Source organism: Methanobrevibacter arboriphilus, assembly GCF_019669925.1.
Lineage (GTDB): Archaea > Methanobacteriota > Methanobacteria > Methanobacteriales > Methanobacteriaceae > Methanobinarius > Methanobinarius arboriphilus_A.
In genome coordinates this window covers 149,773-174,452 of sequence record NZ_AP019779.1, presented here as the reverse complement: position 1 = coordinate 174,452, position 24,680 = coordinate 149,773, and the positions used below count along the sequence as shown (strand labels likewise).

General features: G+C 25.1%; 16 protein-coding genes, 1 tRNA gene and 1 pseudogene. 5 read left to right on the top strand and 13 right to left on the bottom strand.

Features of this window, described 5'->3' with window-relative positions; translation table 11 throughout:
* Nucleotides 1-29 precede the first annotated feature (29 nt).
* From MarbSA_RS00780 to MarbSA_RS00750, 7 genes and pseudogenes are all read right to left on the bottom strand, one after another.
* Nucleotides 30-1,850, bottom strand: a complete 1,821-nt coding sequence (locus MarbSA_RS00780; RefSeq protein ID WP_221061638.1) for a DUF7411 family protein — start codon at nucleotides 1,848-1,850, stop codon at nucleotides 30-32.
* 348 nt (nucleotides 1,851-2,198) lie between these two features.
* Nucleotides 2,199-2,561: pseudogene (locus MarbSA_RS00775) on the bottom strand (transcriptional regulator); the annotation flags it as partial.
* 189 nt (nucleotides 2,562-2,750) lie between these two features.
* Entirely contained in the window at nucleotides 2,751-3,389 is a 639-nt protein-coding gene (gene cysE / locus MarbSA_RS00770) for a serine O-acetyltransferase (protein ID WP_052332201.1), read from the bottom strand.
* Between the two features lie 340 nt (nucleotides 3,390-3,729).
* Complete coding sequence (gene metX / locus MarbSA_RS00765) at nucleotides 3,730-5,199, bottom strand: homoserine O-acetyltransferase MetX (RefSeq protein WP_042704652.1); 1,470 nt, start codon at nucleotides 5,197-5,199, stop codon at nucleotides 3,730-3,732.
* 699 nt (nucleotides 5,200-5,898) lie between these two features.
* On the bottom strand, nucleotides 5,899-7,194 hold the full coding sequence (locus MarbSA_RS00760; protein WP_221061637.1) for an O-acetylhomoserine aminocarboxypropyltransferase/cysteine synthase family protein: 1,296 nt from the start codon (nucleotides 7,192-7,194) through the stop codon (nucleotides 5,899-5,901).
* A 679-nt stretch (nucleotides 7,195-7,873) separates the two neighbouring features.
* The gene (locus tag MarbSA_RS00755; RefSeq protein ID WP_221061636.1) at nucleotides 7,874-11,221 is read right to left on the bottom strand and encodes a beta strand repeat-containing protein; all 3,348 of its coding nucleotides are present in this window, start codon (nucleotides 11,219-11,221) and stop codon (nucleotides 7,874-7,876) included.
* 680 nt (nucleotides 11,222-11,901) lie between these two features.
* Complete coding sequence (locus tag MarbSA_RS00750) at nucleotides 11,902-12,261, bottom strand: iron chaperone (protein ID WP_054835968.1); 360 nt, start codon at nucleotides 12,259-12,261, stop codon at nucleotides 11,902-11,904.
* 644 nt (nucleotides 12,262-12,905) lie between these two features.
* Here MarbSA_RS00750 and cysS point away from each other — a divergent pair.
* The 4 genes from cysS to nifU all read left to right on the top strand — a co-directional run bounded on the left by cysS (nucleotide 12,906) and on the right by nifU (nucleotide 17,974).
* Nucleotides 12,906-14,423: a cysteine--tRNA ligase gene (gene cysS / locus MarbSA_RS00745; protein ID WP_221061635.1), complete on the top strand. Its 1,518-nt coding sequence runs from the start codon at nucleotides 12,906-12,908 to the stop codon at nucleotides 14,421-14,423.
* A gap of 133 nt (nucleotides 14,424-14,556) precedes the next feature.
* Nucleotides 14,557-15,525 carry a cysteine synthase A gene (cysK, locus tag MarbSA_RS00740; protein WP_221061634.1) on the top strand — a complete coding sequence of 323 codons (969 nt, stop codon included), beginning with the start codon at nucleotides 14,557-14,559 and terminating at the stop codon, nucleotides 15,523-15,525.
* 732 nt (nucleotides 15,526-16,257) lie between these two features.
* Nucleotides 16,258-17,457, top strand: a complete 1,200-nt coding sequence (nifS, locus tag MarbSA_RS00735) for a cysteine desulfurase NifS (protein ID WP_054835798.1) — start codon at nucleotides 16,258-16,260, stop codon at nucleotides 17,455-17,457.
* A 148-nt stretch (nucleotides 17,458-17,605) separates the two neighbouring features.
* Nucleotides 17,606-17,974, top strand: coding sequence for a Fe-S cluster assembly scaffold protein NifU (gene nifU / locus MarbSA_RS00730; protein WP_042703863.1), 369 nt, complete (start codon nucleotides 17,606-17,608; stop codon nucleotides 17,972-17,974).
* A gap of 275 nt (nucleotides 17,975-18,249) precedes the next feature.
* On the opposite strand, the gene rnc is transcribed toward nifU, so the two are convergent.
* Nucleotides 18,250-18,912: a ribonuclease III gene (gene rnc, locus MarbSA_RS00725; protein WP_221061633.1), complete on the bottom strand. Its 663-nt coding sequence runs from the start codon at nucleotides 18,910-18,912 to the stop codon at nucleotides 18,250-18,252.
* Between the two features lie 824 nt (nucleotides 18,913-19,736).
* Here rnc and MarbSA_RS00720 point away from each other — a divergent pair.
* On the top strand, nucleotides 19,737-20,084 hold the full coding sequence (locus MarbSA_RS00720) for a hypothetical protein (protein ID WP_042703861.1): 348 nt from the start codon (nucleotides 19,737-19,739) through the stop codon (nucleotides 20,082-20,084).
* A gap of 75 nt (nucleotides 20,085-20,159) precedes the next feature.
* Here the strand turns inward: MarbSA_RS00720 and MarbSA_RS00715 are convergent, their stop codons facing one another.
* From MarbSA_RS00715 to MarbSA_RS00695, 5 genes are all read right to left on the bottom strand, one after another.
* A complete protein-coding gene (locus tag MarbSA_RS00715) occupies nucleotides 20,160-21,071 on the bottom strand; it encodes a glycosyltransferase family 2 protein (RefSeq protein WP_054835691.1) in 912 nt (303 codons plus the stop codon).
* Nucleotides 21,072-21,092: 21 nt separating this feature from the next.
* The gene (locus MarbSA_RS00710; protein ID WP_221061632.1) at nucleotides 21,093-22,034 is read right to left on the bottom strand and encodes an NAD-dependent epimerase/dehydratase family protein; all 942 of its coding nucleotides are present in this window, start codon (nucleotides 22,032-22,034) and stop codon (nucleotides 21,093-21,095) included.
* 323 nt (nucleotides 22,035-22,357) lie between these two features.
* Nucleotides 22,358-22,792: a hypothetical protein gene (locus MarbSA_RS00705; RefSeq protein WP_054835966.1), complete on the bottom strand. Its 435-nt coding sequence runs from the start codon at nucleotides 22,790-22,792 to the stop codon at nucleotides 22,358-22,360.
* A gap of 358 nt (nucleotides 22,793-23,150) precedes the next feature.
* Entirely contained in the window at nucleotides 23,151-24,005 is an 855-nt protein-coding gene (gene galU / locus MarbSA_RS00700; protein ID WP_042704649.1) for a UTP--glucose-1-phosphate uridylyltransferase GalU, read from the bottom strand.
* A 464-nt stretch (nucleotides 24,006-24,469) separates the two neighbouring features.
* Nucleotides 24,470-24,556 (bottom strand) — tRNA-Leu (locus MarbSA_RS00695).
* Nucleotides 24,557-24,680 lie beyond the last annotated feature (124 nt).

Below are 24,680 nucleotides of genomic sequence, written 5' to 3'. Positions count from 1 at the left end.
ATTTCATACCATAATCATAAAACAATTCATTATTTTAAATAGTTATTCCTAATTTCATCGATCTTTTTATTTAAATCAATATCTTTTAAAACTTTTTTAATTAATATTTTATGAATTCCTGAACCATATTGAGCTGCTTTTTTAGGACGTTCTGCTATTTCCTTATCGATACCTATATCAATAGCTATATCTCTTAAAATTCTTTTTCTAAGTAAATCTTCATCAGAATTAATTTTATATTTAATTGGGATTTTAAGAGCAAAGTTAACTAATTTTTCATCTAGATAAGGAACTCTAAGATCAACACCATTAAAAGTAGCTATCTTATCATCTCTTTCAAAGTTAACATCATAACCATACTCAATATCATGAATCATGCTTTTTTGAGTGAATTCAGGACCTTTTTCTTTAAAAGTAGTTAAATATTTGTAATATCCACCAAATAATTCATCTGCGCCTTGACCTGCTAAAGTAATTGATATTCCATCATTAGAAGCCATTTTTGTAGCTAGATATAAAGTCATTCCAACTCCAATTTTCATAAGGTTAGGTTCTTCAATAGCATCTAAAACAGGGTTTAAACTTTCTCTAACAAGAGTTTCATCAATAATGGTTGTTTTAATAGGAAAATCTAAACTTTTAGCAACTTTTTTAGCATATTTCAAATCTTCAGAGCTTTCAACTCCAACAGTGTATAGGTTAACAGAAATATCATCTGAAATATTTTTAAGTAAAGTAGCTAATATTGTGCTATCAACTCCTCCAGAAAATATTAATCCAACTTTATCTGTGTTTAAGACCCTTTTATAAGTTGAGTAAGTGAGTAGATTTATTAAAGAATATTTTATCTCATCATAACTCATTTTATTAATATCAAGATACTTTAATTCATTATTTTGATTTTTTGATATATTAAATTTTGATATATTGCCATTATAAAGATTATAATAATCATTATCCCATGGATTATTTTTTGGAGCGATTAAATCCCAATTATATAGAATATAACCTGGTTTTAATGATTTAATTTCTGAATCTTTAATACCAATTTTCCATAATGCTTTTTTTTCAGAGCTAAAAGAATTAAATGAATTATTGTTGATATGGTAATATAATGGTTTAATACCTATACTATCTCGAGCAATACCTAAATTTTCACCATCAAATACAGCGAAACTATATTCACCATCAATAATTTTAATAGATTTAATAATTGCTTCTTTTAAATTTGAGTGTTCTTGAAGGAATTTATACATTATTTTAGATAATAAAAGCCCATGATTTAAATTTTTATCTTCATTTTCATTTAGACAGTCTTTTGTAAACGAAGAATTAGTATAATTATTATCAATGTTATTATTTTTATTAAAGTTATTATCAATATCACTATTATTAATACTATTATTATTAGTGTTATTAATATTATTAATATGATTATTATTAGTGTTATTTTTATTATTAATATGGCTTTTATTATTAATATGGTTATTATTAGTGTTATTAATATTGTTAATATAGTTATTATTAATATTACTATCCAATAAATTATTCAATTCATTTATATTATAAATTATTCCATCAAAAGCTAAAACAATGCTTTTATAACGAATAGGTTGCGATTCATTAATTTTAAACTTATCAGAATAGTTAGAACCAATTCCTAAATTATAATCATCTTTAGAAGAAATATTACAGAATTTATCATTATAAATATAGCTATTATCTGATAAAAGAAATATTCCAGAAATATAATCTTTTTTAAAAGATTTAAAGTTAGATTTTAATGATTTTAGCATGAGATGCAAAATATTTCCATTAAATAATCCTTGTAATCCAACTATCCTAGTCATCGTATCAATATTTCCTAATATTTCCCATATATAAAATAATTATTATATTAGCTAATTATTATATTAAATATTATATTCAATAATTACATTAAAATAATATACAATATCAAGTATAAAATAGTAGTAATTAATATAAAATAACATTAAAGTAATATAAATTATATTAAAATAATCATATTAAATTTAAATATACTAAATTTAAATATTAAATTTAAATATATTGAATTTAAAAATGTTTAATTAGATATCATAAAAAGGAATATAATCAGCAGGATCATCAGAACAAGCTTTACAGATTTCAGTAGAAATTCTTCCTTTTTTATCGATTATCTCATTACTATCAGCATTACTACCTAAACAAGCTTTACAGCCTTCAGGTACTACATCTTTCTCTTTATGTAACATACACAATATGTCTTCAGCTTTTGTTCTTCTACAAATTTCACACATTCTTGGGATTAGCTCTCTTTTATCAACTTTTTCGTTTTTTAAATCATAAGCTAAATCTTTTATCATTTCTAAAATTTCATCACAAAAACCCACCTCATTTCCTCTCTTATCACTAAGATATTGAGAAACAGCAGGCTGTGTAATATCTAAAACTGCAGAAATTTCTTTTTGTTTCATTCCTAAACTAAAAAGTTCTTTAGCTAAAACAGATCTTATTCCAGGTATTAAATACCATACAACAATTTCACATGGAGGTTTCATTTTTTAACAACTCTTTTCCAATGATTTTTTAATTATTATCCAATTTATTATAATTATCTAATTTAATCTTTTAATTATTACTTAATAATTATCATCTAATTTATTATAATTATCCAATTTATTATAATATTTCTTTTTAATTATTATAAAAATATATATATATAAAAAGTACTTGTTTATAAAACATTCTTATTTATTTTTTTTAAGGGATTCAATTTCTTTTTCTAAATATTCTTGTTTTTCAACAAGCTTTTCTAATTTTTCTTCAACTGGATCAGGAAGTTTTTGATGTTCTTGATCCATTGCACACTTTCTTTTTTCATGAACAACTCTTCCTGGAACACCTACAACAGTTGAGCCCATAGGAACATCTTTTAAAACAACAGAACCTGCTCCAATCTTTGAACCATTACCGAGATATATATTACCAATTACAAGTGCACCTGATCCAATAACAACACCATTACCAACAGTAGGATGTCTTTTTTCTTTAACTGTACTTGTTCCACCAAGCACAACACCTTGATACATTAAAACATCGTCCCCTATTTCTGCAGTTTCACCAATAACCACACCCATTCCATGATCAATAAAAACCCTGCGGCCAACTTTAGCAGCTGGATGAATCTCAATACCTGTAAAAAATCTATTTATAGATGCAATAAGTCTTGCTGAGAAATAATGACCATGATTCCATAAATAATGAGAAATTAAGTGATACCAAATAGCATGTATTCCAGAATAGCAGAAGAAAATTTCAAATGAGCTTCTTGCTGCAGGATCTCTAATATGCACCATTAATAAATCTTCTTTAATTCTTTTAAACATAATAATCAATTTACAATAATTTATAAATATTATATATAAACCATACAGACTAGTAAAAATATATTACTAGTAAATGAATTATTAATATTAAATAATTAACATTAAAATAATAAATATTAGAAATATCTATATTAGAACTATCTCATTATAATATATAATCCCCTATAATGTTCCATATATAATATAATTTTATTAATAGTGTTTATTAAAAGTAATATCATTAAAATATAATTATATGATTAAATCATAGCCATATAATCTAAATATATATTAATATATAATATATTGATATAAGCTATTAATATATAACTTATTACTATAGGTCATAAATTAAATATAATTAATCACTTAATAAATGGCTAATCTGATCAGTTGTAATAATCCCTTCTACTTTAAAATCATCATCAACTACAGGCAAACAAGAAATATCATTCTCTCTCATTTTTCTTGAAATTGAGTCTATAGTTTCATCAGATTTACAAGTAATTACATTCTTTGTCATTATTTCATCTAGACTACTACAATTAAGAGCTATAGATTTAGACAAATCCCATGCTGTAACAATACCAAGTAACCTATTATCTTCATCAACAACAGGAAGATGAGTTACATAATCAGCCATCATAAGCATTGCAACATCTTTAAGCTCCATATCCTTTTTAATGGCTGAAACATTCTCATCCATAAGATCTTCCGCTAAGGTATTAGTTAAAAAGTTAGCCACAACATAGTTAAGTTGCCCTCCTTCTAAAAGAAATGCATCATGACCATAAGTAGATTTCAATTCAGCATAGCTAACATCAACATTATTAGCATTCAAAGCCATTAAAACATCTTTTAATTGATCTGGAGGATAAAGCCAATCAGAATCAATGGCTATTATTTGAACCTTAGATTTAATATTCCTAAAACCTTCAATTAAGGAGCCATTACTTGAAAGATCAAAATAATCTATAGCTTTAGTTATATAAAGATAAGAATTAGCATCAAAACGCTTAACAAATGCATCTCCCTGATAGTGAAGGTAGCTCTCTACCTGGAAATCCATAGAAAAATCATAACTAACTTCTTTTTTATCTTTAAGATCTCTTCCAAACTTTTCATACATTGATTCATCACTAAGATAAGTAATATGGGCTATCATCCTAGCTAAAGCTAGTCCATTTCTTGGACCAATTTCTTTGTCATAATAATCCCCATCATTCCAATGAGGATCTGTAATTATTGCTTGACGCCCTACTTCATTGAAAGCTATTTGTTGAGGTGAAGAGTGAGCTGTGGTTGCTATAGGGATAGCTTTTTTAACCATATCAGGATAAGAAACAATCCATTGCAAAACTTGCATTCCACCCATAGATCCACCGACAACAGCTAATAGTTTATCGATGTTTAAGTTTTCTACAAGTTTTTTTTGCGCTTTGACCATATCTTTAATAGTGATAACTGGAAAATCTAGATTATATGTTTTACCTGTAGCAGGATTTATAGAAGATGGTCCAGTTGACCCACTACAACCTCCAAGAATATTAGAGGAAATAATAAAGTATTTTTCACTATCAAGTGCTTTTCCAGGACCTATTAATATCTCCCACCAGCCAGGTTTTCTATCTTCATCATGCCAACCTGCAGCATGTGCATCACCAGACAATGCATGGCAAACTAAAATAGCATTATTTTTTTCCTTATTTAATTTACCATAGGTTTCATAAGCTATAGTAACATCTTTGAGAACCTTTCCTGATTCTAATTTTAAATCTTTATCCATGTTGAAAAATTTAGTTTCAACAGAACCAACAGACTCTTTTTTCATAGTAACAACATATATTATATTTTTCATTAATATTAATTTTTCTAATAGATTTTATTTTATTATAGTTTATTTTATACACTTTGTTTTAATATATTAGTTTAACATATTATAATTTAATATATTACAATTTAATATATTACAATTTGTTTTAATATATTAGTTTACATATTATTATTTATTTTAATATATTTATTTTAATTATATTTTATTTTAATTATATATAATTTAATATTATTTTTAATATAACCTATAATTTATTTTAACTGTTAATTAAATACATTTAATATTATATAATATTACAATAGTTATAATTTAAGTTAGAATCTTGATATTAAGAATAAAATTAATCTTAATAAATAAGAATAAATATTAAATTTAAATATTAGATGTAAATATTAGATGTAGCTATTAGATTTAAACATTCAATTTAAATATTAAACTTAAATAAGAAATTTAAGAAACAAGTATTACATTTTAATATAAAAATCATAATAAAAATATAACTATAGTAATATTTATTATATTAGTAAATTTTGATTAATAAATATTTTGATAAAAAGTAAGAATTAAAAATAAAAAATTAGAAAAAAAGTTAAAAAACAAATTAAATTAATATAAAAGTTATTAGCTAATATTTTTTAGCTAATAAAAGTTTATTTAAAGTAAATTTATTTAATAATTTAACATTTAACTATTGAATTAATTAATAGCTTTATTTAATGCTTGATCAATATCAGCTATAATATCTTCAACATCTTCCACTCCAACAGATAATCTAATAGAATCAGGAGTAACACCAGTAGTTAATTGTTCTTCTGGGCTTAATTGAGAATGAGTAGTTGAAGCTGGATGTATGACTAAAGATTTAGAATCTCCAATGTTAGCTAAGTGAGATAATAATTCAACACCATTTATGAACTTTTTACCTTCTTCAATTCCACCTTTAATACCAAAACCAACTAAAGCACCGAATCCTCCTTTTAAATATTTTTTAGCATTTTTATGAGATGGATCGTCCTCAAGTCCAGGATAAGTTACCCAAGAAACAGCATCATGACCCTTTAAGAATTTAGCTACTTCAAGAGCATTTTCACTATGTTGTTTAATTCTTAAAGATAAAGTTTCAGTTCCTTGTAATAACAAGAATGCATTAAATGGACTTAATGTTGGTCCAACATCTCTGAGGAAGTTTCCTCTAGCTTTTATTATATAAGCTAATTCACCGAAAGCTTCAGTATATACTAAACCATTATATGCAGGGTCTGGAGTTGTAAATTCTGGGAATTTTCCATTAGCCCAATCAAATTCACCACCAGTAATAATTAACCCTCCAAGAGTAGTACCATGACCACCAAGGAATTTAGTAGCAGAGTCAACAACAATATCTGCACCATGTTCTATTGGTTTTACAAGTCCAACAGCAGAAGTATTGTCAACAATTAAAGGAATATCATTTTCATGAGCTATTTTAGCTAATCCTTCAAAGTCAGGAACATCTAATTTAGGGTTTCCTAGTGATTCAGCAAATAATGCCTTAGTATTTGAATCTATAGCATTTGCATAAGCATCTAAATCTTGAGAATCAACAAATTTAACTTCACGCCCAAAATTAGGGAAAGTATTATTGAATAAAGAGTAAGTACCACCATAAAGGTTGTCACCAGATACAATATTTTCCCCTACACTAGATAAGTTTAATATTGAAGTTGTTATTGCAGCAGCTCCTGATGAAAAGGATAAACCTGCAATTCCTCCTTCAATAGCTGCAACTCTCTGTTCAAGAACATCATTAGTTGGATTTGTTAATCTTGAATAAATCTGTCCAAATTCTTGAAGTGCAAAAAGATTTGCTGCATGATCTGTATCATTAAAAACATACGAAGTTGTTTGATATATAGGCACAGCTCTTGCACCAGTTACTGGATCTGGTTCTTCTTGTCCAGCATGTAATTCATTAGTCCTGTTTCCATATTTTTTGTTATTATCTTCAGTCATTTTAAAAACACCTTTAATTTTGAGAATTTTAATGTTATTAAATTTAAATCTATTTTAACATTAATCTATCTTTAATATTAATCTATATTAATATAAGTTTAAATATATATTATGTACTATATACTAGTTTTAATAGGATACTAGTTTTAATATTTTTACTATAACTGTTATTTAACTAGATAAAACTTGACATAATAGGATTATCAATATAATACTTATTAGCTATTAATTAAGATTTATATCTAATTAATCTACTATTTTGTATATTTTATACTTTTATATCCTATTTAGAGATATTAAATATATTGTTTCTAATTAATGAAAATTAAAATTTAATATAGAATTCAATTATTATCAGTATTAAGAAAATTATTATACATTATAATCAATATTACTATTCTAAATCAGTATTATTTATCATTTATCCTAAATCAATATTATTTCATATTATATTTAATTTAATAGATTGTTTAATAGTTTAATAAATATTTGATAATATTATACATAGATTTTCTACTTATGCATATAATGTTTTTTTCTTAATATAACAGTGTAATATAACTATTGTTATATTTTACTTATAAATGTTTTGGTTAGTTAACAATGATAAAAAAATAAGGAAGAATGAAAATATAATCATCCCTCAAATAAAATTTTAAAATTAGATAGATAATTTATATTATTGTCTTTTTTTGTATGTTACTAGTATTTTTATTTTAACTTGTTTTCCAACACCTAAATTCTTAACTTGAACCTTTAAAACCCTAGATTTAGTACTAAACTGATACTTAACAATTTTACTAGTCTTAGACAATTTCTCCAAATACCAATTCTTAAAATACTTAACATAATCCTTAGAACCTAAAGCAGATCCCACATTTTTAATAGTGTAAACTTTACTATAAAGATTAAAACCTCTATACTTCCCTACTTTAACAAGCTTAGAAATCTTAACAATCCTAATCTTAACTTTCCCAATAACATCAAAAGTTTTACTAACATTAAAACCAAGATAATCATTATTACCAGCAAAAGAAACCTTCATAGTAGATTTTCCAGCCTTTTTCGGAGTATAGGAAAGTTTCCAAACACCAATATTATTAGTAGTAACTTTATAAGTTTTACCATCAACAATAACAAGAACACTAGTATTAGCCAATGGTTTACCACCACTAGTCAAAACACCAGAAACAGTAATCGATTTTCCTACTTTAACATTACTTGGAATATTAACACTAGAATTAGTAGCTAACTTACTAACATTAAAAGCCTTATTTTCAACAAAACCATCATACCGACTATCACCCTGATAAAAGAGAGATAAATTAAAGACACCAGAATGTTCAGGAGTATAATTTAAACCCCAACCACCATCAGAATCAGTAGTTACATTAAAAGACTCACCACCAACAATAACACTAATAATAGCATCAGATATTGGATTATTATTCTCATCAGATAAAAAACCAGAAATTAAAACTGTTTCATTGACCTTAATATCTACAGGAATAACAATACTAGAATTACTAGCTAACTTAGTAACTTCAAAACTTGTACTATTAATAAAACCAGTAAAATTAGCAGCATCAGATCCAGTATAATTAACAATAACATTATAATTTCCTGTATGATTAGTTAAATGACTCACAGTCCAATTACCACCAGTAGAATCCACAGCAACATTATTGTAAATTTTGCCATCTACAGTAACATTAACACTACCGATACCAGTGAAATTAGCTAACTGACCAGTAATAACCCCAGTATCACCAATATGAACATCATCTGGAACCAATATAGTACTGTTAGTACTATTCTTCAACACAGAAAAACTACTAGTATTAGTAAATGATGTGTAATTATCATTACCAGAATAATTAACAGTTACTGTGATGTTTCCTGTACGATTAGTCAAATAAGTTAAATTCCAACCACCAGTACTATTAATAACAACATTTTCATAAAGGTTACCATCAACAGTAACATTCAACAAATCAGAACCATTACCAGCATAATTATCCAACTGACCACTAATAACAGCAATAGTACCAACATGAACATCATCTACACTAATAGTAGAATTAGTATCAGCCTTTACATTAAATGTAAAACCCACATTCTGACTATCCAAAGTCGCAGCAAAAACATTCGCATTATCTCCAACTTTAGACACAGTCCAATTATCAGTAAAATTACTAAGATTATTAACAGTGAAATTCACCCCATTATAAGTACCATTCACCACAAAATAAGGCAAATACTCAACACCACTATTATTCATACTAGTGTTCAGTACTAAAAACGCAAAACTAACATCATCACCAAATTTAACACTATCCAAACTAGTAAGATTAGTAACATTCAAAATAAAATGATTAACAGTATCAACACCTAAAGTTTTGCCAGTTATGTCATTAACACCCCACCAATTATAATTAAAACTACTATTGTCATTAAAGCTAGTAATATTCACTCCAACAGGAGACAATATACGATTATACTCAACAGTAACATTAACCAATGAACCATTTTTAAGACCATTGAAATTCAAACCAGTATTATTAGCAAAGATATTATTACCCCTGATAATAAAATCAGTCACATTAATAGCAGCACCATTATTAAAAAAAATAAAACCATTACCACTAGTAGCATTTATAGTATTATTCAAAAACAAAACACCACCAACATTAATATTATCAGAATAAACAGACACACCATAACGCACTCCAGTGATGTTGTTGTTGGCGAAGGTTATATTGGTGTTGTTGTTGCTGGATGCATACAGATAAACACCATGCGTTGTTCCTGTGATATTGTTATTGGCAAAGGACATATTGGTATTTACTGCTGAATAGTCATACAGACAAACACCATAGCCTGATGTTCCTGTGATATTGTTATTGGCAAAGGACATATTGGTATTGTTACTGCTGTATGCAATCAGATAAACACCATTGCCTGATGTTCCTGTGATATTGTTATTGGCGAAGGTTATATTGGTGTTGTTGCTGCTGCCTACAGACAGAGCAACACCAGAGGCTCCTGTCATATTGTTATTGGCAAATGATATATTGGTATTGTTACTGCTGAATGCATACAGCTCAACATCTCGTGATGTTCCTGTGATGTTGTTGTTGGCGAAGGTTATATTGGTGTTGTTGCTGATGATTACATACAGATAAACACCATTGCCTGATGTTCCTGTGATATTGTTATTGGCGAAGATTATGTTGGTATTGTTACTGCTGGTTGCACCCAGATAAACACCATACGTTGTTCCTGTGATGTTGTTGTTGGCGAAGGTTATATTGGTGTTGTTGCTGCTGGATGCAGACAGCAAAACACCTCGTGATGTTCCTGTGATGTTGTTTCCATCAAAAGTCAAATTACGTAAACCCTTAGAATTAATACGAACACCATTAGAATTACTATAACCATTACCACGTATACTATTATTAATAAAAGAAACAAAAGAAATAGCCATACCATTACCATTAACAAAAACAGCACCATAATCACTATTACTAACAGAAGAAACAATAACATTATCCTCAATCAATATATTCGATAAATTACCACCAGAACTACTAATATTAATACTAACACCACTAGTAGTAATATTATTACCAGTAACCGTTAAATCACTACTATTACCAACAATAGCACTAGTATAACCAGTGATAGTTAAATTAATAAGTTTAACATTGGATGCAGTGATATTAAACAAAGTACCAGACCCATTGATCTTAACATTACCACTACTATTACCTACTATAGTAGCATTACGAGTAATATTAATCTGACCCATAGAATACTCACCATCATCAAGATTAATAATCACCTCATCAGGAGTACTATTATCAATAACACCCTGCAAACTACTATTTGTAATATTACCACTACTAAAATAATACTCATCTGCACTAACACTAGACACACTAAACAAAAATAAAAAAACTAGTACCAAAACAAACGAAACAAAAAACTTATTAAACAAAACACTTTTCATAATTTTATTTTTCATTATTTTTTTACCTCCTGATCCATATCAATCAAATATAAAAAAAACATAACACAATGAAAAATGAACACTCACTATGTCAGAATATATAATATAAAAATACTCCTATATAAATATTACTACCTAAAAACAAAAAACAATAGCTACCCCGTCTCTAAACTAAAAATAAAAGAAAAATAAAAAGTAAAATAACTATCACAAAAAAATAAACCAATATAGTATTAGACAAAACTTTTGAAAATAATAATGCAAATAGGATATTAATAAAATTCAGCTAAATCTAATTTAAGAGATTTTAAACAATTTAATAATTATTATCATTTTCAAATCAATTGTCGAGTACTATATCTACTAAAAAAATAATATAAAAAAAATAAAATATAAAAAATTATAAATCTGAAATGACGATGACTCACAATTACAAGTTCAATGAACAAAAATCTAAATTTAAAAGTATTTTTGAACAAAATAGTATATTATAATTTTTTAGAAATTGTTCATCTTAATATATATAGTAATTGAACAAAGATTATTTTAAGTCATCCCAAAAATAAAAAAATAAAAATGGAAAAATACTCTCTTTAAAAATAAAAATTTAAATATATTTAATTCTGTTTTTGTGTTTTTATAAAAAATAATAATGTAATATAAAATATTTTATAATTATAAATATTATTTTATTTTTATTTCTTTTGTTTGTTTTCTTGAACTCTAAATTCAACAATTTTTCTTATTAAATCATATGGTATAGGTTCATCATACTGGAATTGGACAGTGCCTTTAGATGTTTTGTATTTTGAAAGATCATCTTTAAAGTTTTCAATTCCACTTGGGTTTGGATAAAATCCAATATGTTTTTTATAGGCTGCAAAATGAACTAAATTTTTGTTTAAGTAAAAAGTAGGTATTCCCCAACTTATTTTTTCAGTAGCCTCAGGTGCAACTTCTTTTATTGTTTTTCTAATTTTTTCTAAGATTTTCTGAATATTTTCGGGATAATTTGATATATATTCATCAATAGTATCAACACTATTTTCTCCCATAATTTCACCATTTAACACTTTATAGAAAATATTATTAGTATATGTTATGTTTTTTATAACTATTATTTTTTGCACTATATTTTTATTCTTTCTTATTATCATTGTTTTGATTATTATTGATTATTATTAGTTATTATTAGTTATTGCTGGTTATTACTGGTTATTACTGGTTATTATTATCAATATTATTATTATTATTATTATTATTATTAATGAAAGTAGTATAATTATTAGTTTTACTTATTAGTATTGTTATTAATATTATTATTAGTATTATTATTAAGATTAGTATTGATATTACTATTAATATTAGTATTAATACTACTATTAAATTATTTTAACAAAACTCAAAAATAATTACATTTATATATAATGATAACAAATATAACAATTGTTATATTATATGTTTTTGTTATATTATGTATTTTATGTTATTATATTATACCTCTTGTATAATCTACATCTAAATACTATAACTATCAACATTTATATACTATAATTATTAATATAACAATTGTAATATAAACTATTAATTATATTTTCATTTTATTTAAGCATTTTGTGTGGTTTATGGAATATTAAAAATATTTTTAATAGCAAATATTAACTAATAGAAATAATATATAAAATCAAAGAGGTAAAAAATGTTAATATATAATACAATGAAGCGGGAAAAAGAGTTCTTTGGAAAAAAAAAATATAACAAAAACATTAATCTCTTTGTTTGTGGCCCCACAGTTTATGATGATGCTCATATAGGGCATGGTCGAACATATATAGCCTTTGATATGATAAAATCCTATTTAGAATTTATTGGATACTCAGTATTTTATATAGAAAATATTACTGACATTGATGATAAAATTATCATGCGAGCTAAAGAGAATAATACTGACCCTGCAGATTTAGCTATATATTACGAAAAAAGGTTTAAAGAAGATATGAAAAAGCTTAATGCTGATTCTGTAAATCTTTATCCTAGAGCTACATATCATATGAATGAGATTTTCAATCAAATTCAAGTATTAATTGATAAAGGATTTGCTTATGAAACTGAAACTGGAGTTTATTTCGAAACTTCAAAATTTAAAGATTTTGGGAAACTTTCTAACAGAGATTTAGAAAAGCTTGATTCTCATAGAATAAATGTTGATTCAACAAAAAAAGATCCTAAAGACTTTGCTTTATGGAAAAAAACCAATGAAAATCCATACTATGAATCCAAATGGGGAAATGGTAGGCCTGGTTGGCATATTGAAGATACTGCAATAACTGAAAAATACTTTGGTCCTCAATATGATATTCATGGTGGAGGTCTTGATTTAATATTCCCACATCATGATGCAGAAATAGCACAGATGGAAGCAATTTCTGGAAAAGAACCACTAGTAAAATATTGGATGCATACAGGATTCTTAAATGTTGATGGTGTTAAGATGTCAAAATCCCTTGGAAACTTTATAACAATTAGAGATTTACTTGAAAAATGGGATCCTATGGCATATAGACTTTTCGTACTATCAACCCACTATAGAAGTCCTATTGATTTTTCTTCAAAATCATTAGAACAAGCCTCAAAAAATCTTGATAGATTAAATAAAACAATAGAGAGCTTAAAAGACACTTCAATAAAATTAGAAGAATTTTCTTCCATTGAAATTATCAATGAAACAAATGAAATAGAGTCTAAAAATTCTAAGAATACTTTAGATAATAACTTAGATAAAAATAGATTAGATAAAGATAATTTAAATAAAAATAAATTAGATAAAAATAATTTAAATAAAGTTAATTTAGCTAAAGAAGAATTTTTAAAAAATATGGATGATGATTTTAACACTCCAAAAGCATTAGCTACAATTTTAAGCTTTACAAAAACTATCAATAGCAATATTAAAATAATAAATGAGAAAGAAGCTAACGAACTTGGTATAGATGATTATAAATTTATTCAAGAATCTTTATCTCTTTTGAAAGATTTTAATTCTGTATTTAGGCTTGATTTATTTGATAAAAAAGAGGAAGTTGAAGAAGATAAATCTTCTGAGTTATTAGAAATTATAATAAACACTAGAGAAAAATTAAGAGAATCTAAAAATTATCAATTATCTGATGAAATCAGAGATAAATTAAATGAAATAGGAATTAATATCGAAGATTGAGAAAAATCAATACCAGAAATTGAGAAAAATCAATATCCGAGACCAGATAACTATTTCAAAAGATTAAGAATAATTTATTTCAAAATTATTAAGATAATCATAGATTAAAAAAGAAATATATTGAGATGAAAAAATGACTAGTAAAAAAATTGCAAACAATGTATCTGAATTAGTAGGAAATACACCATTATTAAAAATAAATAATCAAGACCCTGATTTAAAAGCAGAGCTAGTAGGTAAATTAGAGTCTTTTAATCCACTTAGCAGTGTAAAAGATAGAATTTCTGTTGGAATGATTGACAAAGCTGAAGAAGAAGGTTTAATAGATAAAGACACAGTACTTATCGAACCAACCAGTGGAAATACTGGTATTGGACTTGCTTTTGTTGCAGCTAGTAGAGGTTATAGACTTATTTTAACTATGCCCGATACAATGTCAATTGAAAGAAGAAAGTTGTTAGCTATCTTTGGAGCAGAAATTGTATTGACCCCTGGAGCAAATGGAATGAATGGTGCAATAGCAAAAACTGATGAATTGTTAGAAGAGATTGATAATAGTTTCTCAGTTCGTCAATTTTCAAATCCAGTGAATGTTGAAACACACTATAATACTACAGCTGAAGAAATCTGGAATGATACTGATGGAAATGTTGATATTGTTGTAGGTGGTGTAGGTACTGGAGGTACAGTAACTGGAGTAGGTAAAAAATTAAAAGAAAGTGATAAAAATCCTGATGTTAAAATCGTTGCAGTTGAACCTGCATCTTCACCAGTACTATCTGGAGAAAATCCAGGACCTCATAAAATACAAGGAATAGGAGCAGGATTTGTACCTGACATATATCAAAGTGAGTTAATTGATGAAATTATTCAAGTAAAAGATGAAGATGCTTCAAAAACCATGTTAAGCTTAGCTGCAAAAGAAGGAATTCTTGTAGGAATCTCATCAGGAGCTGCAGCATATGCAGGGATTCAATTAGCTAAAAAAGAGGAGAATAAAGGAAAAAGAATAGTAGTAATATTACCTGATACTGGTGAAAGATATCTTTCAATGGATTGGGTATTTGAAGATATTTATAAAGAATATTCTGATGTATTATAAATAAAAATCAGATTTTATAAGTCTATCTATTTATATGTCTGTATATAGGTCTGTATACAGGTCTGTATATTTTATTTTCTAATATCAATAATATTTCTAATATTGAATATATTAAAAAGACCTATATATTATATAATTATTAAATATTCTTTTTATCTTCATATATTTTAAATTCTTAAATTATCTTAAATTATACTATACGAAAATTGTATACGAAAATTGTTTTTATAAAGTTATAACTATATTAATCAGTTAAACTATATTAATCAAGTTAATTAATAATGATTATAAGTTAAAAAATCATATTAAAACTATAAATATCTCTAATAAAAATATTTTTAATAAAGATATCTTTAATAATAATATATCTAATAAAAATACATTCAATACTAATATATCTAATATTAATATATCTAATAAAAAAATAGAATAATAAAAATAAAGTTTTTTTAGAATAATGAGAATAATAAGAATAATAAAAATATATTTAAAAGTATAATTTAAAATTCTATTAAAATTATATTTAAAAAATAAATATATTATTAAATTTTCAATAGTTTTAATATAAAAGAAAAAGATAATAACTATTGATATATTACTGATTAATTTTTATATATAATGATAAAAAATAACCTAAAATTTAATATTTAAATAAATAATAAAAATATTATATAATAAAATTATATAATAAAAAATATTATATAGTAAACTAATCAAAGGAGCGATATTATGATATATATGGATCATTCAGCCACAGCACCTGTGAGAAAAGAAGTATTTGAAGTTATGGAACCCTATTTTACAAAATCTTTTGGAAATGCATCTACGTTCTATTCTCTTGGAAGAGAAGCAAAAGCAGGAATGGAAGAAGCTAGAGAAAATGTAGCTAAATTAATTGGTGCAAATAATGATGAAATAATATTTACAAGTGGTGGAACTGAATCTGACAATATTGCTATCCAAGGAATTGCTTATAAACTAAATAATGCTGGGAAAGGAAACCATATTATAACCTCAGCTATCGAACATCCTGCAGTAATGGAAACCTGTTCTGCACTTGAAAAAAAAGGATTTGAAGTTACTTATCTTCCAGTTTATGAAGAAGGAATTGTTAAAGTAGAAGATTTAAAATCAGCAATAAAGGAAGAAACTATACTAATAACAATCATGCATGCTAACAATGAAATTGGAACAATTCAACCTATAGCAGAAATTGGAAAAATAGCTAAAGAAAACAATATTAAATTCCACAGTGATGCAGTTCAAAGTGTTGGAAAAATCCCAGTTGATGTAAATGAATTAAACGTTGATTTATTATCTATATCATCACACAAAATATATGGACCAAAAGGAGTTGGAGCATTATATATAAGGAAAAGAACTAGATTAGAACCTATCTTATATGGAGGAGGTCAAGAAAAAGATTTATCTCCAGGTACTGAAAATGTTGCAGGAATCGTTGGTTTAGGTGAAGCTTGTAGACTAGCAAAAGAAGAATTAGATGAAAATATTCCTTATATAACAAATCTTAGAAATAAGCTAATTGATGGAATATTAAATTCTGTTGAAAAGTCTTATATAAACGGAAATATTGAAAAAAGGCTTCCAGGAAATATAAATTTCAGATTCACAGGAATTGAAGGCGAATCATTAGTACTTATGCTTGATGCGAAAGGAATTGATGGTTCAACTGGGTCCGCATGTTCATCTAAGAAACTTACTGCTTCCCATGTTTTAAAAGCTATAGGTTTAGAAGATGTTGATTCACACGGGTCTTTAAGATTAACAATTGGTCCTGAAAATACAGAAGAAGAAGTTGATACTGTTATTAAAGAAATACCTCCAATTGTTGAAAAACTTAGAAGTATGTCTTCAATCTGGGAGAAAGAAGAGTCTTTATTGAAAGATAATACAAAAAGATGTGATATCTGATTAATATACTATATAATATACTTATATAATTAGATGTTAATTATCTCTTAAAAGTAAAATCTTATAAACATTAAAAAATAAATATAAACAATTAATACTATCAAATAAGATATTATATTATCAAATAGAAAATTTTTAAGGTGAAAATATGTACTCAGAAAAGGTTATGGATCATTTTACTAATCCTAGGAATGTAGGGGAAATTGAAAATCCTGATGGAGAAGGAACTGTAGGAAACCCTACTTGTGGAGATATGATGACTATTTATATTAAAGTAAAAGATGATAAAATTGATGATATAAAATTTAAAACATTTGGTTGTGGTGCAGCTATAGCTACAAGTAGTATGATAACTGAATTAGCTAAAGGAAAAACAGTTGATGAAGCATATGCTATTAGTAGAGATGATGTAGCTGATTCTCTTGATGGTCTTCCAAAAGTTAAAATGCATTGTTCTAATCTAGCTGCAGATGCTCTCCAAAAAGCTATTGAAGACTATAGATCCAAAAACAATTAATTTTATATTTTAATATTTTAAATCAGACAAATTTATCCATCAATAAACTTAATTTATTTCTATTTTTAATTATAATATTTTTAGTTATATTTTTAGTTATATTCTTAACTATAATACTTTAACATTATACTACTTTTAACAATAATATTTATCTACATTTTTAATATAATACTTATTAATAACCATATAGTATTATATCTTTATAATATTTTTAATTAAAATATTCTAATTATAATATTCTAATTATAATATTGTTAATTCATATTACAACACTATTAAATTCCTAATTTTTCAATAGCTTTTTGTGCAGCAATTTGCTCAGCTTCTTTCTTACTTTTACCAGTTCCTATTCCGATTTCCTCATCATCAACCAATATTCCTATAACAAAAGTTTTATCATGAGGCGCACCATATTCTTCGATTAGTTTATATTCCACATTAAGCTCGTTAGCATCGCCATACTCTTTAATTTTAGATTTAAAATCACTGAAAAATATTATTTCTTCATCAATAGCAGGGAAAACAGTTTGTGAAAGAAATTCTCTAGTTTTTTCTATACCCTGATCTAAGTAAATTGCACCAAGAAGAGATTCAAAAACATCTGCACTAATTGAAAAAATTTCATTTATACTAACTTTATTATCATCAAGTTCTAATTTTATCATATTTGTTAGGCCTAATTCATGAGAATAGTTAGCTAATGCAGTTTCACAAACATAATTAGACCTTAATTTAGTTAAATTTCCCTCTCCAATGTTTTTATATTTTTTATATAAGTACTCTGAAACAATCATACTAAGTACAGCATCCCCTAAAAACTCTAATCTTTCATAGTCATAGCTAATATTATGTTTTACACCATAAGATTTATGCATAAAAGCCATATTAAAAAGTTTAGGATTGTTTGGAATTATATTAAATTTATCAAGTATCTTCATTAAATCACGAATATTTATAATTTATTAAAATTGAAATAAAATCATTGTAATTATTATAAATAATATTCAATATAAAATGATAGCAATATTATCTAAATAAAATTATCTAATAACGTAAAAATAAATTTATCTAAATAAAATTACTCAATTGAAATATTATATTATGTTATAAAAAATTATCTAATTATTTAACATTAATGTAATTATCATATAATATTATTAATTATCATATCATTATATATTTTTGCTATAATAGATATATTTAATATACTATAATATTATCTTTGTTAATATATAGTATAAATATTATTATAATAAATAATCATAGTATTAAAAATAGCTATTATTGTTAATATTTTAAATAAAAATTAATTAAAGAAAATTAATTTAAATAAAATTAATTTAAAAAATATTAATTCAAAGAATACTTATCATATGCTCTAGGATTATTCATTTATATTTTATTTTATATACTATATTTTTCAATAAGTTACGATCCTTATTGAAAAAATTGGTAATTCCTTATATTTCTGTAAATAGCTATAAATCATAAGATAAAGATATTTTCCACAAATTAAAATAATATTTTAATAATATTTTAATAATATTTCTTTAATTATATCTTTATTAAGGATAAATAGTTACGAAATGGATAAACATGAATAATTATGTAATAAAATAGTATACTCTATTTTATGTTCATAATTTTTTTATTATAATAATTATAATAAATAGTTATAATTCTATTAAACTTTAGAAATTTAATAATTTAAAATTCTAAAGTTTGAGAATTTAAAATTTAAAAAAGTTTAAGAGGGTTTTATATGATATTAAACTGGCAAAAAGAGATAACAAACATTGATCCTGGAATGAAATTTAGAAGTGAAGGTGGTTGGCTTAAAACCATTGAAAAATTAGATAAAAGTGTTTCTAATGGATATTCCTTAGTTGGAGATTTTGTAAAGTCTGGTGATTTTGAAGAAAATTATTCAGAAGGATTATATTTAGATTGTAATAAAGAACAAGGGAAAAAGAAAAAACAACAAACTGATTATCGATTATTTAGATTAGCTAATGGTCAATTAAGACTTTTAGATATGATTATTGATGGAGAAGCCAGCTGGGCATGTGAATTTTGGGATACAATAGAAGAAGAATTGGAAGAATTTTAAATTTAATACTAATATAGTTTTATTAAACTAAATATAGTTATATAGTTAATATTAATCTATATTAATCTTAATGCATTATAATTTCCTATTAATTAATTTTCTAATAGAATCTAAAAGAATCCCATTTAACATTAAAAATAATCCTACTATTATTAACATTATAGCTATAACAGTAGGGCCAAAATTAATACTTGTGCCATTTAAATAGTCATTTAAAAACCATATCTCACTAATAATTCCTATTAAGAAAATTATAAACCCTGGTAATGTAAAGTAAATAAGAGGTCTTCTAAGTTCCATACCCTTAATTATTTTTAAAAGAACGCCAACTCCATGAGTAATAGGATTTTCAGTAGACCCATTTAAATCATATCGGACAGTTATTGGAACTTCAACAACTTTGATTCCAGCTTCAGCAGCATCAGAAAGCATTTCACTTTCAATTCCAAAACCAGAATCATTAAGCTTAAAAAAAGGAATAGTTTTTTTTGAAAATGCTCTGAAACCACTTTGAGAATCAGTAATATTTAATCCTGAAGATATATTAGTAGCTTTATCTAAAACTTTTTGACCTACACGCCTATATCCAGGAGTATCATCTTCTTTTGAACCTTCTATATATCTACTACCATTAACAAAATCAGCTTCACCTGAAATTATAGGTGCAACAAGTTGTGGAATCTCATCAGGGTTATTTTGACCATCACCATCAATTGTAACTATTATACTAAAAAATTCATCATAATTATTATTCTCGTTGGATGCTTGAACAAAGTCAAATCCTGATTTTAATCCCTGACCTTTCCCTAAATTACTAGAATGAGAAATAACTTCAGCACCAGCTAATTTAGCCACATCTTCAGTTTTATCAGAACTTCCATCATTAACAACAATAACCTTATCCACATATTGTAAAGTTCTTAAGATAACACTTCCTAAAGCAACTTCTTCATTAAATGCAGGGATAATAGCTACAATTTTACTCATTTTATTACCTTATTTTAAAAACTAATCGATATTATAAAATTCTTTCATCCATTCAACAGTTTTTTCAATTCCTTTTTCAGGAGAAACCTTAGGATTATGTTTTAAATCACGAATAGCTTTTGAAAAATCAATAGTTTTTACTTTTGTAGTGAAAGGCTCAGCCTCATGATAAGTTACAAGAGAGTCATCTATACCTACTGCATTAAGAACAATATCAGAATATTCTCTAATATCTTTTTCCCATTCTTGCTTACTTCCAACATTATATACTTCACCAGGAATGAAATTATCTACAATATTAGCAAAGGTATTTGCAGTATCTCCAACATAATCAATAATACGTTTATGTCCTTCATAAACATCATAACCTTGATTATGAAGAGCTTTATAAATAAAAATCGGGATAAATCCTTTATATGGAGAATATTCTTCATAAGGACCATAACAATTTACAGGACGAACTCTAACAGTTTCAGTTTCAAACATTGTAGCTGAATTCATACACATTAATTCTCCAGCCCATTTAGTAATTGCATAATCATTCATTTGATAAGTATCCTTTATAGGATTGTTGATCATTACATCTTCACTCATAACTCCATCATAATCACCATAAACTTCAGCAGAAGAAAAGAATATCATTTTAAAACCAAGTTTTTCTTGTAAGCGAATCATGTGTTTAGTTCCTATAACATTAGTTTCCCATAAGTTTTCATAGTAACCTTCACCATTCCATCTACCATACTCGGCAGCTAAATGATAAACAAAATCAAAGCCATCATTTTCCTCAAAGACACGTTCAATCTGACGATACTTACCAACATCAGCACGAATATAATTATCCCTCGGTTTATGTAAAAGGTCGCAAGCTAAAACTTCGTGACCCCTGTTTCTTAATTCATTACATAAGTTAGTTCCAATAAAACCTGCCCCACCAGTAACTAATATTCTTTGTGTCTCCATATAAACTCCTCATTACTTTTATACTTATGATTTTATGTTTATTTACCTCTTATAATCATTATAAGATTACTATATCTAATATATTGCGTATATAATAATTTAATATGATATTATGTAAATATTTTGTAATATAGTATTTCTTAATATAATATTTCTTATATAATATTTCCTAATATAATATTTCTTAATATAATTCTTAATATAATATTTTTTATATATTGTATAATAATATTATGTAAATATTTTGTAATATAATAATTATGTAATATATTGTATATTGTAATTTATTATAGTTATCATAGTTTAATTATATACTCTTTTAATTATTTTTTATATTTAATATGATCCTTATTTTTATATTTGGCATATTTTTCATATTTTATAAAATACTCATCAATATTATTAGGATAATTACTTCTAATAAAATCAAATGAACTTAGATTTTTAAAATCATTGATAATTTCTTTTAAAAGAAGTATTTCTTCTCTTGAATCATCTAAAAGCTCTTTTGTAATTTCTAATCTATGTTTTTGCTTTAAAAATTCATCAGATAATTTTTGAAAATCATTTAATTTTTTTTCAATATCAATAGTTTCATACTTGATGATTTCTTTTTTAAGATTGTCTTTCTCATTTCTAATATCTAATAAACGATTTTGACAATATTCTAATTTATTTTCAACTAATTCTAATTCAGTTTTTGTTTTAGATAATTCTTTTTTAATTCTTTCAAATTCTTCTTTTAAATTAGAATCCATTTAAATCACTGAAATTTTAAACTATTGAGTAAAAATAAGAATAAACGAACAATATTAAATAATTATAGCTATTAAAATTATAATAATAAACTTAATATTAATAATAAACTTAATAACAATATACAAAATAAAAATATACTAAATAATGTATATTAATATTAAAATATAATATTATTAAAAACAAATATTAAGAACATAATATTGAAGAATAATCAATAACAGCATTAAGAGTAGTTATTAACAATATTAAGAGTTTTAAACAATAATAATATAAGAGTAATTAATTGTATAAAATAATAAAATTAATTATATTATATCAAAAAATTAATCATTTAAATCTCTTAACCATTTAAATCTTTTAATCATTTAAAGCTATAACATCCTTTAAATATTTTATTAATTCATTTTTAGCTTCTTTATCATCCATAGCAAATTCTATAGAAGTTTTTAGCCATTCAATTCTATTACCAATATCATAGGTTTTTCCTTCAAAAACTTGACCATAAATATTATCTAATTTTGCTAAAGCATCAGTTAATTGAATTTCTCCACCAAAACCAGGTTCAGTATTCTCAATATGTTCAAAAATATCTGGAGTTAAAACATATCTACCCATAATAGCTAAATTAGAAGGTGCTTCTTCAACTTTTGGCTTTTCAACAAGTTTTTCAATATTATATAATAAATTATTAACTTCAGTTCCTTTTATTATACCATATCTTTCAACTTTTTCGCAGGGAACTCTTTCAACAGCTATTGCAGAAGCATTGAACTTATTATAAACATCAATTAATTGTTTTGTACAAGGAATGGTACCTTTTGTTATGGTATCACCCAGCATTACAGCAAAGGGTTCATCCCCAACATGTTTTTCAGCACAATAAATAGCATCCCCAAGCCCTTTCTGAGTTTTCTGTCTTACATAATAAATATCAGCAAGATCAGAGATTTCTTTAACTTGTTCCAGGTAATCTTTCTTATTATGTTCTTTTAAATGATATTCAAGTTCAAAAGATCTATCAAAATGGTCTTCAATAGGTCTTTTACCTTTACCAGTAACTATTAAAATATCTTCAATTCCAGAAGCTACTGCTTCTTCAATAACATATTGGATTGTTGGTTTATCAAATACTGGTAACATCTCTTTTGGTTGAGCTTTAGTAGCAGGTAAAAATCTTGTTCCTAAACCTGCTGCTGGAATAACTGCCTTCATAATAACACTCACATTATAATTGTAATTCAATAGTTTATAATAATAATTTAGTTTATAATAATAGTTTATAATAATAGTTTATAATAATAGTTTATAATAATAGTTTATAATAATAGTTTATAATAATAGTTTATAATAATAGTTTATAATAATAGTTTATAATATAGTTATATTCATCATAATTGTATTTAAACATATCTAAATATATAATTAATCTTATTTAATCTAATATTATTATTTTTATAATAATAATTAAAGAGATTAAAGAATTAATTATATAAATGAAACTTTAATGATTAATGAAACAATAAACAACAAAACAAGATGAATAATGAAAGAAAATAAATAATAAAATAAAATTAATAATAAAATAAACAATAAATAGAAGTAAAACTACAAACAATTCAAAAATAATATTATTAATTATATTATTACAAATAAATCAGCTTATAATATTATAAAAATGGTGCAGGGAACGGGATTCGAACCCGCGAAGGGACTAACCCAATAGGCCCTCAACCTATCGCCTTTGACCGCTCGACCATCCCTGCAAAAGAATAGACATTAAACCAAATGGAATTTATGTCTAATAAATTAATATTAAATAATACTAAGTAATTAAAACAAGTATTTATTGTTATTTCTCTTTAAGTATTTAAACTTTTCTCTTATTTT

Coding starts and splice junctions, on each gene's coding strand:
- MarbSA_RS00705 (WP_054835966.1), bottom strand. CDS start 22,792: ATGGATTCTAATTTAAAAGAAGAATTTGAAAGAATTAAAAAAGAATTA.
- cysS (WP_221061635.1), top strand. CDS start 12,906: ATGTTAATATATAATACAATGAAGCGGGAAAAAGAGTTCTTTGGAAAA.
- cysE (WP_052332201.1), bottom strand. CDS start 3,389: ATGTTTAAAAGAATTAAAGAAGATTTATTAATGGTGCATATTAGAGAT.
- nifU (WP_042703863.1), top strand. CDS start 17,606: ATGTACTCAGAAAAGGTTATGGATCATTTTACTAATCCTAGGAATGTA.
- metX (WP_042704652.1), bottom strand. CDS start 5,199: ATGAAAAAAGAGTCTGTTGGTTCTGTTGAAACTAAATTTTTCAACATG.
- rnc (WP_221061633.1), bottom strand. CDS start 18,912: ATGAAGATACTTGATAAATTTAATATAATTCCAAACAATCCTAAACTT.
- MarbSA_RS00715 (WP_054835691.1), bottom strand. CDS start 21,071: ATGAGTAAAATTGTAGCTATTATCCCTGCATTTAATGAAGAAGTTGCT.
- MarbSA_RS00720 (WP_042703861.1), top strand. CDS start 19,737: ATGATATTAAACTGGCAAAAAGAGATAACAAACATTGATCCTGGAATG.
- MarbSA_RS00755 (WP_221061636.1), bottom strand. CDS start 11,221: ATGAAAAATAAAATTATGAAAAGTGTTTTGTTTAATAAGTTTTTTGTT.
- MarbSA_RS00750 (WP_054835968.1), bottom strand. CDS start 12,261: ATGGGAGAAAATAGTGTTGATACTATTGATGAATATATATCAAATTAT.
- galU (WP_042704649.1), bottom strand. CDS start 24,005: ATGAAGGCAGTTATTCCAGCAGCAGGTTTAGGAACAAGATTTTTACCT.
- MarbSA_RS00710 (WP_221061632.1), bottom strand. CDS start 22,034: ATGGAGACACAAAGAATATTAGTTACTGGTGGGGCAGGTTTTATTGGA.
- cysK (WP_221061634.1), top strand. CDS start 14,557: ATGACTAGTAAAAAAATTGCAAACAATGTATCTGAATTAGTAGGAAAT.
- MarbSA_RS00760 (WP_221061637.1), bottom strand. CDS start 7,194: ATGACTGAAGATAATAACAAAAAATATGGAAACAGGACTAATGAATTA.
- MarbSA_RS00780 (WP_221061638.1), bottom strand. CDS start 1,850: ATGACTAGGATAGTTGGATTACAAGGATTATTTAATGGAAATATTTTG.